Origin of the sequence: Streptomyces sp. ML-6 (assembly GCF_030116705.1) — a bacterium.
Lineage (GTDB): Bacteria > Actinomycetota > Actinomycetes > Streptomycetales > Streptomycetaceae > Streptomyces.
The window spans coordinates 54,811-70,497 of sequence record NZ_JAOTIK010000002.1 but is presented as its reverse complement, the minus strand read 5'-3'; the positions used below and the strand labels follow the sequence as shown (position 1 = coordinate 70,497).

General features: G+C 65.9%; 9 protein-coding genes and 6 pseudogenes. 8 read left to right on the top strand and 7 right to left on the bottom strand.

The window, feature by feature from the left end; all coding sequences use genetic code 11:
* The first annotated feature begins 24 nt into the window (after nt 1-24).
* On the top strand, nt 25-1,479 hold the full coding sequence (locus OCT49_RS34330) for a hypothetical protein (protein WP_283856066.1): 1,455 nt from the start codon (nt 25-27) through the stop codon (nt 1,477-1,479).
* Here the strand turns inward: OCT49_RS34330 and OCT49_RS34325 are convergent.
* From OCT49_RS34325 to OCT49_RS34315, 3 genes and pseudogenes are all read right to left on the bottom strand, one after another.
* Nucleotides 1,463-2,497, bottom strand: coding sequence for a hypothetical protein (locus OCT49_RS34325; RefSeq protein ID WP_283856065.1), 1,035 nt, complete (start codon nt 2,495-2,497; stop codon nt 1,463-1,465). The genes OCT49_RS34330 and OCT49_RS34325 overlap by 17 nt on opposite strands.
* Before the next feature lie 1,229 nt (nt 2,498-3,726).
* Nucleotides 3,727-5,213: pseudogene (locus OCT49_RS34320) on the bottom strand (IS1182 family transposase); the annotation flags it as partial.
* A 180-nt stretch (nt 5,214-5,393) separates the two neighbouring features.
* Entirely contained in the window at nt 5,394-5,903 is a 510-nt protein-coding gene (locus OCT49_RS34315; protein ID WP_283856063.1) for an AAA family ATPase, read from the bottom strand.
* Between the two features lie 67 nt (nt 5,904-5,970).
* Here OCT49_RS34315 and OCT49_RS40205 point away from each other — a divergent pair, with 67 nt between their 5' ends.
* A complete protein-coding gene (locus OCT49_RS40205) occupies nt 5,971-6,390 on the top strand; it encodes a DNA/RNA non-specific endonuclease (protein WP_502963499.1) in 420 nt (139 codons plus the stop codon).
* A gap of 5 nt (nt 6,391-6,395) precedes the next feature.
* Here OCT49_RS40205 and OCT49_RS34300 read toward each other — a convergent pair.
* Nucleotides 6,396-7,091, bottom strand: a pseudogene (locus OCT49_RS34300) (IS256 family transposase); the annotation flags it as partial.
* Nucleotides 7,092-7,205: 114 nt separating this feature from the next.
* Nucleotides 7,206-7,892, bottom strand: a complete 687-nt coding sequence (locus OCT49_RS34295; RefSeq protein WP_283856062.1) for an HAD family hydrolase — start codon at nt 7,890-7,892, stop codon at nt 7,206-7,208.
* Between the two features lie 573 nt (nt 7,893-8,465).
* Here OCT49_RS34295 and OCT49_RS34290 point away from each other — a divergent pair.
* From OCT49_RS34290 to OCT49_RS34265, 6 genes and pseudogenes are all read left to right on the top strand, one after another.
* Nucleotides 8,466-9,107 carry a ScbR family autoregulator-binding transcription factor gene (locus tag OCT49_RS34290; RefSeq protein ID WP_283856061.1) on the top strand — a complete coding sequence of 214 codons (642 nt, stop codon included), beginning with the start codon at nt 8,466-8,468 and terminating at the stop codon, nt 9,105-9,107.
* 156 nt (nt 9,108-9,263) lie between these two features.
* Nucleotides 9,264-9,539, top strand: a pseudogene (locus OCT49_RS34285) (integrase core domain-containing protein); the annotation flags it as partial.
* 10 nt (nt 9,540-9,549) lie between these two features.
* Nucleotides 9,550-10,182: pseudogene (locus OCT49_RS34280) on the top strand (IS3 family transposase); the annotation flags it as partial.
* Between the two features lie 48 nt (nt 10,183-10,230).
* Nucleotides 10,231-11,631, top strand: coding sequence for an IS30 family transposase (locus OCT49_RS34275; RefSeq protein WP_283856060.1), 1,401 nt, complete (start codon nt 10,231-10,233; stop codon nt 11,629-11,631).
* A 10-nt stretch (nt 11,632-11,641) separates the two neighbouring features.
* Nucleotides 11,642-11,938, top strand: a pseudogene (locus OCT49_RS34270) (integrase core domain-containing protein); the annotation flags it as partial.
* A 151-nt stretch (nt 11,939-12,089) separates the two neighbouring features.
* Complete coding sequence (locus OCT49_RS34265) at nt 12,090-13,730, top strand: IS4 family transposase (protein WP_283856059.1); 1,641 nt, start codon at nt 12,090-12,092, stop codon at nt 13,728-13,730.
* A 466-nt stretch (nt 13,731-14,196) separates the two neighbouring features.
* Here the strand turns inward: OCT49_RS34265 and OCT49_RS34260 are convergent.
* Together OCT49_RS34260 and OCT49_RS34255 are read right to left on the bottom strand one after the other, a co-directional pair.
* Nucleotides 14,197-14,373 (bottom strand): annotated as a pseudogene (locus tag OCT49_RS34260) (IS701 family transposase); the annotation flags it as partial.
* 28 nt (nt 14,374-14,401) lie between these two features.
* Nucleotides 14,402-15,654, bottom strand: a protein-coding gene (locus tag OCT49_RS34255) for an IS3 family transposase (RefSeq protein WP_283849835.1) whose coding sequence is annotated in 2 segments (ribosomal slippage) — nt 14,402-15,372 and nt 15,372-15,654 — 1,254 coding nt in all. Because the reading frame shifts where the segments join, the coding sequence is not laid out codon by codon here.
* Nucleotides 15,655-15,687 lie beyond the last annotated feature (33 nt).

The following is a 15,687-nucleotide window of genomic DNA, read 5'->3' as shown; positions in this document are numbered from 1 at the left end:
CGGCTCCGGTTCGAGGCTGGCTTCATGAGCATCCGTCCATGGGTCGTCGTCGAGGCACCGGACAGTCGTGGTCTTCGCCGGGTCACCATCGGCGGGGAGACCGTAGGCAGTACCTGGTCGCTGCGTGAGCTGCGAAAGATGCTGGACCGCCTCGGTTACCCGGACGTGGATGTGGAGGACCCGGCATCTGTGTGCTGGCGCGGCGGGGACAGCAGCGCCTGGCCCGCCCGGACCTGGAGAAGACGCGTGACCAGCGTCCTCATGATGCTGGGACTGGTCGCATCCGCGGTCCTCAACGGAATGATCGGATGGCCGGACGCCTCCGGCGCCCTGACTTTTGCGCAACGAATAACCGGGGCCCTGTTCGTCCTGTCCGGTCTGACACAGGTTGCGGCAGCGATCTCGGTACTCGACTACTGGGGAAGACGACAGTCCAAAATCTCCGGTGCGATCGTCCTGATTGGTGTACTCATATCACTCGGCACCGACAGCCTTCTCCTTCTGATGTGGCTCGAAGAGCGGGAATACACGCCCTACATGCTGGCGTTCATGCCTCTCTGGTGCTGGTCACTGTGGGCCCTCCTCCTGCTGGTCCGGGAGAAATCATGGAAGGGAGTTCCGCAACCCAAGAGATTCGCGGCCGGCGTGTTCGTATCGGCCCTCCTGACTGCTCTCAGTCTGACGTACTCAACCATGTACCAACCGGCAGTTGCCCCTATGCGTTTCGCGCTGAAGGCGGAATTCGGAAAGGCGCGGGCAGACCGCGGACGCCCCTTCATTCAGGTCCCGCTGAAACTCTCCGTCAAGAATACTGGAGAGGTCTCGGTATACATAATCATCAATGACTTCACGGTCTACGGCAGAACTGCCAAGTATTCCGAGCAGGGTAACTTGGTAAAGGAACGATGGAAGGAGAGCTTCGAGAAGGGTGAGACGAAAGAGGAGGCGGAAAGTCATGTCGATCAACTCGAATATACGTCAATAAGCAGTGGGCGGTTCTATAGGGCTGGTGAAGTCCTCGGCACTGGGCAGGAAGACGCTAGGGTGCATGTATTTGAGATTCCCAAGAACGTCCAGTACGACCTTCTGCGCGTCGACCTGCAGATCACATACATGAGGAAGGATCGAGGGCGGATCGACGTGGAGAATTTCAGTAAACCGCACGCGTCGTGGATCAAGAGGAGCCCGTACTACTGCCATCCGTCGTTGTGCAGGGAAACGCTCAGGTATCACGGCAGGGTGCGTCACAACAACAACCTGGTCAACGTGACGCGCAAACCACGCTATGTGACAGCGGAGTGGTCGCCGACAAGAAGTCCTAAATACTCTATTTCTTCCTCTTACGATTTCAAAGGTGGAGGGGCTGCGGGTGATCCTGCCGAAGAAACAAGAGAAGTTGACAGATTCGGCACTTCCACGGTTTACGCTTCTTCGGAGGTGTCCGTGGCGGAGTTGCTGAGGTCTATTCCTTCTCCTTAGCCATCTTGACCCAGGAACCTGATTTGACCTCGGAATCCTGATCGAGCTGCAGGGCCGCACGGAGGCAATGAAGCCCCGGAGTGCCGAGGGTCCCGAAGAGTTCACTTGCCGGTACGGAATCGGCGAGCTTGGGGATGAGACGTTTGATTTTCAGTGGAGCGTCGGCGGATTCCTCGTTCAGCAACTGGACGAGTACGTCGAGGTAGTCGTTCCCTGACTCGTCCGATTTCCAGAAATCGTTGACGCCTTCGGTTTCCCACTTCTCGGGCACTACGCTCTTGAGATCACGGTTCAGGGTGTCGTCCGGGACGGAATCGAAGACGGCATTGGTGCAGACTTCGGCCGCCTTCGGGAGGGGTACGTCCGGCAGGCCCTGAGCGGAGGCGGCTTCCTCCTGCTTCTTCTTCATTCGATCGGTCTGCTCGTCCGAGTCATTCTGATTTTCCAGAGACGAACCGGCCTCGTGCGTGGTCTCCGCGAGGCCCTTCCGTTCCTTGTCAGGCGTGTTCGGGTCGCTGATGATGACCAGCGAAGTAGTCATTGACTTCGCGAGCTTCAAGGTCCTTGCATGACGGTCACGGGTTACGGCGGCGGTCACGTCGTTCACGATCCCGATCAGCTGTCCCCGCAGCCCCTGCGGCGTCTCGCGGTCGCCGATCATGTCCAGGACGGATGCCGACCTCTCAGCGACCAAGGTGACCGTGCGTCGCTGCTCGGGCGATATCCCTGGGTGGTTCGCTGTGTCCAGCGTGGCGGTCACCTGCTTCACGAGCCCGGTCAACTGTCCCCGCAGCGCGTGAGGTGTCTCGGGATCGCCGATCACTTCCAGTGTGGAGCTCAGAGCCTGTGCGGTCCTGATGACGCCGTCACGCTCCTGCGGCGAGGTCCCCGGGTCCTCCACTGCCTTTAGGATGGTGGTCAGTTGCCCCACGCTCGGGACCAGCTCCTCCGGAACTTCCTCCTTCTTCTGGTTCAGGTCTCCCGTCACTTCATCGATGTCCTCCTTCTGCTGCGTCACGGCGTGGGACGCCGGTGTATCGCCTTCCCTGGGACTGGGCGGCTCATCGGTGTCCGACGTCTCGCTCGGTTGCGGCGTCTCGGCCGGACTCGTAGTCCCGCTCGGTGTGGAGGGAGGAGGTGCTGTCGTCGAGGGTGGAGTGCTCGGCGTCGACGGGGGAGGGGGCGTCGGTGACGGAGGCGTCGGTGACGGAGGCGTCGGTGACGGAGGCGCGGGTGACGGAGGCGTCGGTGACGGAGGCGCGGGTGACGGAGGCGTTGGCCGAAGAGGCAGGTCCGCCCCGGCCTCGCTACGGACTTGAGGCGTCGGCAGAGCGGTCACGGGAGCCGCGGGCAACGCGAGCGCTGCGGCCAAGGCAGATGCGCTGGTCATGTGCAGGACGTGTCGCCGGGTGGTTTTGGCCATCGTGGATCCAGACGGGATATGCGTCGCACTGCTTCGTCCGTTGCGGACAGAACCCTTCGAGGGTGGTCCAACGGTTTGGTTTCGGGCTGAAGGCCGCTGCAAAAGCCGCTACAAGACCCATTTTTCATCGGTTCGGCGCATCCCGCAACGGGGCGTACCGGCGCAGAATCCGCCCAGCACAGACTGCTGCAGCCGGGTCCAACTCGACTCCGGCCGTGGCCGGTGATGCTGGTACTCCTTCGCGGAGAACGAGCCGTGCTTGACCCACGGTTCGGGTCGGTCGGGTGGCGTAGAGGGGATGTCAAGGCGGTCAAGCGGCACCTTGACCAGTTCAGGAAGCGGTTCGAGCGGGCGTGGGGCTTCGCGTTCGTCGACATCTGGAAGTTGGCCCCAGCGCCAGCAACGCGGCGTGAGCCGTGGCCAGGCCTGGTCTCGCACGAGGCCTCTCCTGAGGAAAGCCGCTCGGTTGTCGCGGTCCGCCTGACCGACGCCCGGATCTGGGACTGCTGGTCCGAAGGGGTATCTATCGGTGTGGTGTGCGATGGAACGCGGTACGGCTCAGTCATGGCAAACGTTCCCGACTCCCCAGATCCGGCTGTGCCGGAGAGCGTGCCCGGCGCAGCGTCTCTGACCGGCCGGCGCGGTTTTGATCCCGCGTTCGACTCTGCTGCGCAATTCCGGGGTCAGGCTGTGAGTCGGTAGGCGAGGTGTTCGAGGCGGCTGCTGCGGGTGTGGTGCTGGTCGTGTCCGGTCCAGTACGCGTCGAGTCGGATCACGTTGAGCGCGGTGGCGGAGAAGGCGTGCTGGAGGCGGACTTTCGGCAGTCCGCGGTAGCGGGCCCGGCGTATGCCGGTGATGTCCAGGGCCTGGTTGATGGTGCCCTCCACGCCCGCGCGCAGGGCGTACTTGTCTTCCAGGGCTCGGTCTTCTGCTCGGCGCGGGCCCGGACGAGGGCCTCGTACGGTTCCCTGGGCTGCAGGGTGAGCATGCGTCGGCCCGCCGCGGAGCTGGTGCACTGTTCCTGGAAGGGGCAGGGGCGGCAGGTGCGGACGCTGAAGGTGATGACGATCGCGTCCGCGCCGTGCTGCTTCACCGGGTTCCAGTGCGCGCTTCTCTTCCCGGCGGGGCAGCGGACCTGGCGGGCTTGCCAGTCGATGGCGAAGGCGTTCTTGTCGAAGCCGGTGGCGGCCTTCGCCTGGGCCGAGTGGTCCAGCAGGACGGGGGTGACCATGCGGGTGCCCTGCTTCAGGGCGGTGGTGATGAGTTCGGCGGAGGGGTATCCGGAGTCGAGGTAGTGCTCTGCGGGTCGCACCCCGTGCTCGGCCAGGCGCTGTTGGACCGGCTCGGTCGCCTTCACGTCGGGCACGGTGGCGTCGGTGGTGAACACGTCGGTGATCAGGTTCGGTGCCACCTGGCCCTCGGCTTCGGCTTCGGCTTCGGCTTCGGCTGGAGTGTCGCAGGTCTCGGTGAGGTGGACCTTGTAGCCCATCCAGAACAGGTCTTCGCCCTTGGCCGCCCAGCGGGCATCGGGGTCGTAGGGGGAGGCCAGGCGGAGTTGGCCGGGCGGGACGCCCTCGTCGCCGGCGTCCCGCTTCCTGATCACCTCCCGTCCCCGGGTGTCGGTGTGCAGGTAGTAGGTCTGGACGAGGACCTGCCGCAGGAGCCGTAGGGACTCGATCTCCCGGATCCAGCCGGGGGCGTTCAGGGCCCAGGCGGCCCGGCACAACGCCAGGGCGTCCTGCCCGAAGACCTGCGCGAGCCGGTCGCGTTTCGTCTGCGAGGACGGCATGCGCCAGCCGTCCACCCTCGGCCCGTAGCGGTGGGCGAACTCCGCCACGTCAACCTGCCTGGCCAGCCAGGCCGACGCCGCGACCGCGAGGGCCTCCAGAGCCGCCCGCACGCTCTCCCCGGCCAGTTCCAGACGGTTCAAGTCCCGCACCGCGCTGATCACATGGGTGGAATCGGTGCGCTGCTTGCCCCCGGCCGCCACCAGGCCCTCGTCCTTGCAGTGTTCCAGGAGCCGGTCGAAGATCACCCGCTCCATGCCGTGCCCGGCCAACCGAGCGCGGAACCGGCTCAGCACGCTGGCATCGAAGCCCGTGTCCGTCAGCTCGGCCCCGAGCGCGTACTTCCAGTCGATCGCCCGCACCGCCATCGCCGCGGCCTGCCGATCAGTCAGGTCCTCGGCAAACTGCAACACCGTGACCAGCGACAACACCCCCGGTGACAGCCCAGGGGCGCCACGCACCCCGAACGCCTCGGCGAACGGCTCGTCGGCGAAGACCTCCGCGAGCCGATCACGCACCCGCATCGCCAGGCTCCCCCGCGGGAACGCCGCCCGGGCCACCGCCGCAGTCTGCACCGGCACCTCCGGCAGTCCCCTCGGCCGCATCGACAACCGCATCACCCCCACGGACGCACGACAGGACAACGACCGCACGGACGATCATCCCGCGCCCACCTGTCCTGTCGCAGCGAAGGTTGAGCAGTCTCACCGAAGTTTGAGCACGGCCTCTGCGGTCTCCTCCGCGGTGAGGTCGGTGGAGTCCAGAACGTTCTTCTCGTACGGGCCGAGGTCGGCGAAGCTGTCGTATATCTGGTTGAGGATCTGCCGGTCGGTGAGCGGGTGTTGAAAGCGGGACATCCCGCGATCAAGTGCGACTTCCCGGTCAGGCCGCAGCACCACGTAGACCAGTCCGACACTCACGGCCTTCGCCGCCTTCTCGTACTCCTCCAGGAACCACGGCCCGACTACCCCGTCTACCACGGTGTGGTAGCCCCCGGCGGCGTAACCGGCGGCAGCCCGGGCGATCACCCCAGCGACGGTCCGGTTCTGCTCGTGCGCCTCCGGCAGGTACGGCGCCAACGCTCCCTGCTTGATCGCCGCGTAGAAGTCGTCCGTATGAAGATGCACGCTGGGAGAGAGCCTGCTCTGGGCCAGGATGCGCGCGACGGTCGTCTTCCCTGAGCCCGAGGGCCCGCTCACCAGGATGATTTGCATCCTCCCACCCTAGGGGCAGGTGCTCAGCCTTCGCTGCGGCAGGACACCACCCTCACCCCGCACGGAATTGCGCAGCAGAGTCGCGTTCCTTGGGCCGGTCGTGCCGCTGCCGTTGCCGAGCGATTCCAGCATCGAGACGGTGATCCTGCCCTACATGCATTTCAGCGTGGTGTTCCGCCCGGACCGGCGCCTGGCCGCGGCGACCGCGGTGGGCATCGACGGGAAGCTGTTGAAGAACCTGGAGCGTGAGGGGCAGTGGCAGTTCGATCTGCGGCTGCCCGCCGAGCAGCAGACCGGGAACGCGGTCTACGCGCACCACAGCCTGGACCGCGGCCACCTGGTGCACCGCCTGGACCCGGTGTGGGGCGGCAGGCAGACGCCGTGCGAGCGAACGGCGACACGTTCCACTTCACCAACGCGGCTCCGCAGTCCGCGAAGTTCAACCAGGGCAGGGTGTGTCAATTTAGCGGCTGATCTTGGTTGTTGAGTTGGTCAGTGGTCGGTGGGGGTCAGGCGGCCCTCGAAGGCGACCTGGAAAGCGTTCGAGGGCGCCTTCCAGCGCATGGTCCACCGCTTGCGGCCCTTGCCGGTCGGGTCCAGGCTCATCAGCGCCATGTAGACGCACTTGAGCGCCGCGGCCTCGTTGGGGAAGTGCCCGCGAGCCCGGGCGGCCTTGCGTATGCGGGCGTTCACGCTCTCGATCGCGTTCGTCGAGCAGATGACTTTGCAGAACTCGACGTCAAAGAAGAGGAAGGGCACGAACTCGGCCCAGGCGTCGGACCACAGCTTCACGATCGCCGGATACTTCCGGCCCCACGCCTCCTGGAACTCCAGGAACCGCTCCATCGCCGCGTCTTCGTTCGGCGCGGTGTAAACGGGCCGCAGCGCCTTGGCGATCTTGTCCCAGTCCTGGCGGGCCGCGTAACGGAAGCTGTTCCGCAGCAGGTGAACGACACAGGTTTGGACAATCGTTCGAGGCCAGACGGCCTCCACCGCATCGGGCAGGCCCTTCAGTCCGTCGCAGACCAGCATGAGCACGTCGTCGGTGCCGCGGTTCTTCAGCTCGGTGAACACGTGCAGCCAGTACTTCGCGCCCTCGCCGCCGTCGCCGGCCCAGATCCCCAGGATGTCCCGGATGCCTTCGGCGGTCACGGCCATGACGACGTAGATCGGGCGGTTTGCGACCTGCGCCAGTTCCGCCGCGGCGATGGCCTTCTCCGGCTCGGCAGGGACGAGCCGCGCACGCGGCTCGTAGTGCTCCTTGCGCGTCACCCCGCCGGGCCGAAGGATGCCCGGGGCATCTCAGGCCGTCCTGTCCGCCCAGGCATGGGCCCATGCCTGGAGTTCCGGATCAGCCAGAGTGCGCAGCCACAGGTCGGCCTGGTCAGCCTCCTCTGCGGCCGGTCGAGGTCCCACGCCGAGCACGCGCATACCGGCTCTCCGGGCCGACTCGACCCCGGTGACCGAGTCTTCCACAGCCATCGCGTCCTCCGGCCGCACGCTGCACAGGCGGACCGCGGTGGCGTAGACGTCGGGATGGGGTTTCGGTAGCAGCCCGTCACCCGCAACGACGACATGGGCGAAGTAGCTGAGCAGGCCGACCCGGGCAAGGGTGGACTCGACCACGTCCAGCGGGCAGTTGCTGGCGACCGCGAGCGGGATGTGGCGGGCGGCGAGGCGGACCAGTGCCGCCGCGCCCGGCATGGTCACGGGGTCTTCGGCAACGAGCGCCGTGAATTGCCTCAGGAGTGCGTGCGTCATGTCGTCGGCGAGTTGCGGCTTCCCGGCCTCTCTGGCCATGAGGCTGCCGCACTCGGTGTAGTGCACGCCCTTGGCCCGTTCGGCGAAGCCGGGGCGGGGTTTCAGACCGAACTCTCCGAAGACCCGGCTGCGCGCGTCCTGCCAGTGTCGTTCGGTATCAACGAGGGTTCCGTCACAGTCGAAGACGATGGCGGCTGGGGACCAGATGAAGATGCGACGAGGTGACATTTACCTGCCGTTCTCGAAAGAGCGCGCCGCCCCGCATCGTTGGTGCTCGCAGTAGGAAGCAGGGCGCTGCGGAGAGGCGCGCCTGGCCGCAGAAGGTGAGCGCTGTCGAACGAGTTCCCGTTCGACCATGTGTGAAGGCCGATGCTTCGTCTCCGGGTCCTCCAGCAACGGACGTCGTCCGACTTTCTCCGGATGACCCCCAGAAACATCGTGATGACTACGTTAATTCCTCAGCCAAGGAGGTGCAATCATCATTTCGAGTGTTTGACGGCACGCTCATTACCCAGTACTCGCGGCGCGTGCGCGACAACCGATAACAGGCGAAACAGAGCCGCTCCCTCCAACTCAAGTAGAGCCAAGGGGACTTGACTGTAGATTCCGAACTGCGGAGGCCGATGCCCGCACCGGCAGCAACGGCGGAGCGCGAATTTTCGCGATTGACCGTACTCACGTACGACCAAAGAACAATAATAATCTCCAAGCATTAACGGCGCAGAGCGCCGTATGTGCGCTACGGCGCACGACTTTCCCTGATCAAGAAAATGTGAACTGACGAACGAAAGTGGAACACGCATGCAGGACAGGGCGCGTGCAACGCGAAGGTCTCTGCTGGAAGCTGCAGCACACCTTTTCGTTGAACAAGGGTACGCACGGACAAGCATTAATGAGATCAGCGACCTTTCAGGGCGCACCAGCGGAGCCGTCTACTTCCATTACTCCAGCAAGGAGAAACTCGCACTGGCGGTAGTGCGCGAACAGTTCGCATCCTGGGCGATGTTGAACGACCGCTATACCGCCCCCGGGATACCACCGTTGGAGAAGCTGGTCGCCCTCAGCTTCGATATCGCCAAGGCACTGCGCGACGACGTCATGACCCGGGCCGGCGCGCGCCTGTGGGCCGAGCGCCGCACCATCGACGTCGCCATACCCACTCCCTTCGCCGTCTGGACGGCTGCCGTCACGCGTCTTCTGGCCAAGGCGCGCGCCGACGGCGAACTGGCCGACGAAGTCGAGCCGTCGGACACCGCCACTACCTTGGTGTGCTCGTTCTTCGGGCTGTACGACCTCACCGAGGAGATGACGGAGCACGAGGATCTCCCCGACCGGCTGCACCGGTGGTGGATGCTGATCCTGAAGGCGTTGCAGGCACAACCCGAGCCCGCCGCCCTGGTAGCACGGGCCCTGGCGCACCACGGGTCGGAGCAGCGAAGGTGAGGTACTGCCAGGGAAGCGGCGTTCGTGGTGACGCCGGACGCCTACAAGATGATCTCCGAGGCCTTCTGCTCTCGGCGTCGGTGTCTCCCGCGTCGGTCTGCTGATCATCGCCTTCGCCGCCGGTGCGATCGTCGGCGGGCCGAACTTACGAGAATCAGTCAGGTCTTCGCCGACGCCTGCCGCCGAGCCGGCGTTCGCCAGTCCATGAGCGCGATCGGCAGCTCGGTGGCCAACGCGCTCGCCGAGTCCTTCAACGCGACGTTCAAACGCGAAACACTCCAGGGCCGCAAGCACTGGACCGGCGAACGCGAAGCCCGGCTCGACGCCTTCCGATGGCTGCACCGCTACAACGTCCGGCGCCGACACTCCCGCCTTGGACACCGCAGCCCATCGCCTACGAAAACGCCTTCCGAACGACATCAACTACGCTGACGCAAGCCGCATGACTCGTGTCCAGGAACCGGGGTCAAGGCCCAACCGCTTCCAGTTCGTCGCCGACCACCAGCGCCGCTACGGCGTGAAGCGGCTGTGCACCATCCTGGGCATCGCCCGCTCCAGCTTCTACTACTGGTGCCGCACCGCCGTCGACCGGGCCGCCCGGCAGGCGGCCGACGCCGCTCTCGCATCACGGATACGGGCCGTGCACCGCGAGTCGGACGGCACCTACGGCGTCCCCAGGGTCACCGCCGAGCTCCGCGAGAACGGCGAACGCGTCAACCACAAGCGGGTCGCACGCGTGATGCGGAGCATCAATCTGGCCGGCGTGAGGCTGCGACGAAGGCACCGCACCACGGTCGCGGACCCGGCCGCGGCGAAGGCCCCGGACCTGATCGGCCGCAACTTCACCGCACGCGAGACGAACACGAAGTACGTCGGCGACATCACCTACCTCCCCCTGGAGAGCGGGAAGTTCCTCTACCTGGCCACCGTCATCGACCTCGCCTCACGCCGCCTGGCCGGCTGGGCGATCGCAGATCACATGCGCACCGATCTCGTCACCGACGCCCTGGCCGCCGCCGAACGCACCCGAGGCAGCCCCGCCGGAGCAATCCTGCACACCGATCACGGCGCCCAGGGTGGATTCAACTGATCGTCGCAACACCTCGTAGTCGGAGGTGGAGTAATGGGTGTTGGCCCGCAGCAGCGCAGGGTTCGTGAGTACCGGGGGCAGATGCCGTCGCCGGGCCGGCCAACGGTTGCGTGGCGTGAGGACCGCGTGCGGTTCTGGGCTGCGATCGCCCGAGGGCTCCGGTCGGAGGAAGCAGGAGTCGAGGCCGGGGTGTCGCCCGCAGTCGGGACACGGTGGTTTCGCCACGCTGGCGGCGTGGGACCGAATCTCTCCCCGACGGTGTCGGGACGCTATCTGTCGTTTGCGGAGCGCGAGGACATCGCCCTGTGGCGGGCTCAGAACATCGGGGTCCGTGAGATCGCGCGTCGGCTGGGCCGCTCGCCGCCGACGATCTCGCGGGAGCTACGCCGGAACGCGTCAACGCGCACCTACCGTCTGGAGTATCGGGCGACCACCGCGCAGTGGCATGCCGAGCGCAGAGCACAGAGGCCGAAGACCGCGAAGCTGGCGGGGAATGAGCGGCTGTGTGGATACGTGCAGGACAGGCTCGCCGGGGTGATCCGGGCTGCAGACGGGAGGCCTGTGCCGGGGCCTGCAACGCCCCAGTGGAAAGGCCGCAACAAGCCCAGGCGGCGAGACCGGCGGTGGGCGACGTCGTGGAGTCCGCAGCAGATCTCGAACCGGCTCAGGGCCGACTTCCCCGATGATGAGTCCATGCGCATCTCGCACGAGGCGATCTACCAGGCCCTCTATGTCCAGGGCCGCGGCGCGCTCAAGCGCGAACTGGTCGCCTGTCTGCGCACCGGGCGAGCGTTGCGCGTCCCGCGTGCTCGAACGCGGCGGCGTCCCGGTGGCCATGTCACGCCTGAGCTGATGATCAGCGAACGACCGGCTGAGGCCGAGGACCGAGCGGTCCCGGGGCACTGGGAGGGCGACCTGATCATCGGCCTGAACCATTCGGCGATCGGCACGCTCGTCGAGCGCACGACCAGGTTCACGATGCTGCTGCACCTGCCCCGAATGGACGGTTACGGCCTCGAACCACGAGTGAAGAACGGCCCGGCACTGGCAGGCCGCGGCGCCGAGGCCGTGAAGGACGCGATCGCTGACACGATCACCACGCTGCCCGAACATCTGCGGCGGTCACTGACCTGGGACCGCGGCAAGGAGCTGGCCCAGCATGCTCAACTCCGCATCGGCACGGGCCTGAAGGTCTACTTCGCCGACCCGCACAGCCCCTGGCAGCGGGGCACCAACGAGAACACGAACGGACTCCTTCGTCAGTACTTCCCGAAAGGCACCGACCTGTCGCGATGGGACGCCAGCGAACTCGAGGCCGTTGCCCTCGCGCTCAACAACAGGCCCCGCAAAACCCTCGCCTGGAAGACACCCGCCGAAGCCCTCAACGAGCACCTCCCCTTGACCCAGGAAGCCGGTGTTGCGACGACCGATTGAGTCCGGGCAGTACACCAGCCAGGCCTTCGCCGACGCCTGCCACCAGGCCGGCGTCCGCCAGTCCATGAGCGCGATCGGCTCCAGCGCGGACAACGCACTGGCCGAATCCTTCAACGCAACGTTCAAACGCGAGACCCTCCAGGGCCGCAAGCACTGGGCCGACGAGCGAGCGGCCCGGCTCGACGCGTTCCGATGGCTGCACCGCTACAACGTCCGACGCCGACACTCCCGCCTCGGACACCGCAGCCCCATCGCCCACGAGAACGCCCTCCGAACGACATCCACTGCGCTGACGCAAGCCGCATAACCCGTGTCCAGAAACCGGGGTCAAGGCCCAAGGCCGGGTAGTTAACGTTTTCGCAGGTCATGCGCGCCAGTTGAAAGATTTCCGACGCAAGAGCAACGGAGCTCGTTGGTGCAGGCAGTCGTCCAAGACAGCTTGTACTCGAGGAGCTCCGTTGCCGTTTCATCATGTCCTGCCGGCCTCGGTGATGGCCATCACCCGTACGGTCACAGTGGCCGCGGGCCGGTTCGCGCCCGGGCGTCTGGGCGAGTTGACGCCCGTCGTGCCGTTCGAGCTCATCGACGCGGTCCTGGCGGAGACCCGCTCGGTGCAGAGACGACTGCGCGATCTTCCTTCGCGGGTCGGGATCTACTTCCTGCTCGCGATGTGTCTGTTCCCTGAAGTCGGCTACCGGCTGGTCTGGGACAAGCTGACGGCCGGGCTGGCCGAAGTGCCGGTGGCCTCCCCCACGCCGAAGGCCCTGCGTGATCTGCGCCGACGACTGGGCAGTGCGCCGGTGCGGGCGTTATTCGAGGTTCTCGCGGGGCCTCTGGCACGGCCGACGACACCCGGTGTGCGGTTCGGGCCGTACCGGACTGTGTCATTCGACGGCTGCAGTTCGCAGAAGGTCCCCGACTCCGGGCGAAACAGGGCCTGGCTGGGGCGAACCTCCCATCACGGCTATCCCACACTGGAGTTGATGACGCTGGTCGAGACCGGGACACGGGCCCTGATCGGCGCAGTGTTCGGACCCACCGCCGAGGGCGAGACCAGCTATGCCTCGCGCCTGCTGCATCTGCTGCGGCCGGACATGCTCGTCCTGTGGGACAAGGGCTTCGACGGCAACGACTTCCTCGCTTCCGTCACCGCGACCCGCGCCCAGTTCCTGGGCCGACTCCGCAGCAACCGGCGTACCCCCGTCCTGACACGTCTCGCCGACGGCTCATACCTGTCGGTGATCGCCGCCGTGAAGGTACGTGTGATCGACGCGAACATCACGGTGACCTGCGCGGACGGCACCGTTTTCACCGGCTCCTACAGGCTGGTCACCACTCTGACCGACGCCCGCCGATACCCGGCGGCCGCGCTGGTGGGCCTCTACCACCAGCGGTGGGAACACGAATCTGCGTACTACGCGCTCCGCCACACGATCACGAACGGGCGCGTCCTGCGCTCGGGCGACCCGGCCGGCGTCGAACAGGAGATGTGGGCCCTTCTCACCCTCTACCAGGCCCTGTGCACCATGATGGTCGAGGCCGCCGAGTCGCTGCCCGGCACCGATCCGGACCGCTGCTGCTTCACCATCGCGCTCCAGACCGCCCGCGACCAGGTCGTCCAGGCCGCCGCCGTCATCACCGACCCCGCCGATGTCGGCCGCGTCGGGCTGATCGGGCACCGGATCCTGGCCCGTCTCCTGCCGCCCCGACGGCAGCGCGTCAGCACCCGCAAGGTCAAGTCACCGATGTCCCGTTACAGCACCCGCCATGACGACGGCAGGCCCGACACCAGCCGCACGATCACCGGTCTCGACATCAGCGTCCTCGAACCTCGCGAACCGCACCCTCAACTCCCCGCCATCTCCCGCGACGACCGGCACACAGCCCTCGCCGAGCGCCGACGTCACCGGATCCTGGGCCTGCTCGAGGAAGACCCCACCCGCCTCTGGCGCCCCCGTGACATCGCTTCCCACTTCGGCGACATCACCATGGAGACCATGTATCGGCAGCTCTCCAGATGGGCCGATACCGGCCTCATCCACAAACTTGGCCCCGGCCTCTACGCCGCCACTGCATGGACCCCAACACCCCTTGCGTGACCTGCGAAAACGTTAACTACCCGGCCTTGGGTCAAGGCCCGTCCTGCGAGCCCGCGAGCTGGATGCCGGGAAAGCAGAAACGGATCCTCCCAGCTCATCCACCTCAGCCTCGCCGAAATACGACGGCTGATCACCCGCCTCACCGACCGTCGGCCCACACCCGTCGAGCACATCCTGCACTGGTCGACCTGGCGCCGACGACGACAACACCAGGCCCGCATCAGCCACTACAAACGGCGCGGACACAGCCCATGACCTGGCCATCAGTCACGGCAAGCACTGTTGCAGTACTAGTACTGCAATCACAGTTATGGGGTCTGGCCTCGGCGTTTGTAGTGGCTGTGGCGAGCGCGGGTCTGACTGAGTCGTCTCCACCATGACCGGTGCAGATGGTGCGTCGGCGTGAGGTGTTGTGGCCGCAGGATGAGTCCGATCAGGCGGCGTATCTCTGCGACGGACAACGGGATCAGGTGGGTTTGTCCGAGATGGTTGCCCCCTTTGACAGTTCCTGGGCGCGGATGGCGGTCAGTGCGGCGAGTGCGGCCATGGACAGGGTGATGTGCCGGTACCAGGCGTCGTAGCGGCGGACCTGGTAGTGGTCCAGGCCGCACTCGTTCTTCGCGGCCTGGAAACATTCCTCGACCTGAACCGCCCCGGGTTCGGTAGAGATCTCAGATTGTGGTTGTGACCTGGGGTTTCGTGGATTCCATGTAGTAGTTGGCTTCGTACTCGACGGGCGGGACGTGGCCTATCTCACCGTGGAGCCTGCGGTGGTTGTACCAGTCGGTCCATTCGGCGGTGGCCAGCTCGACCTGGGCGAGCGATTTCCAGGGCCGCCGGGGCTTGATCAGCTCGGTTTTGTACAGGCCGATCGTGCTCTCCATCAGGGCATTGTCGTAGGCGTCACCGACCGATCCGATCGAGGCGGCGATGCCGGCGGTGTCCAGATGCTCGGCGAGCCGGAAACTCGTATATTGCGATCCGGCATCCGAGTGGTGGATCAACTCGCCCGGCCGCACCGGATGTTGGTCTCGGTCACGTTGCCACACGGCCATCTCCAGGGCGTCCAGGACGAAGATCGTTTCCTTCACGGTGGCTGCGGACCAGCCCACGATCCGGCGGGAAAACGTATCCACGACGAAGGCGACGTGGACGACACCGGACCAGGTTTTGACGTGGGTGAAGTCCGCGACCCAGCAGCGGTTCGGGGCAGCGGCGACGAAGTCGCGGTCCAGCAGATCCGGCGCCCGTTCGGACTGGCCGCCGGGCAGCGTGGTGATCACGCGCTTGCCGCGGACCGCTCCGGCGATGCCAAGTTCACGCATCAGGCGCTCGACGGTGCAGCGGGCCACGCGGTGGCCCTGCCGGTTCAGCTCACGCCAGATCTTCCTCGCCCCGTAGACACGGTAGTTGGCCTGGAAGGCCTCGCTGATCCGTTCCTTCAGTTCGGTATCGCGCACGGTCCTGGCCGACGGTGTGCTCCGGCGTTTGTGGTGGGCGTAGTAGGTGGAAGGGGCGATCTTGCAGTCGTGCTCGGTGAGCGTCCTGCAGATCGGCTCGACGCCGCCGAAGCGGCCCTTGTGCTCGTCGATGAACGCTACGAGCGTGTGTGTGGCCGGTCGAGCTCGGCCGCGAAGAAAGACGCCGCCGCCTTCAGGATCTCGTTGGCCCGCTTCAGCTCGGCGTTCTCCTTCTTCAACGCCTTGAGCTGGGCGGACTCCTCCGTCGTCGTCCCCGGCCGCTGCCCGGCGTCGATCTCGTGCTGCTTGACCCAGTTCCGCAGCGTCTCGCGGGAGCCGATGTCCAGCTTCTCGACCACCGCCTGCAAGGCCGCGGTCTCGGTCGGGTGGTCGCCGCGGACCTCGGCGACCATGCGCACCGCACGTCGGCGCAGCTCAAGCGGGTAACGGGAAGGTCGTGCCATGACTCGATCCTTTCATGAAATCGAGTCTCCACT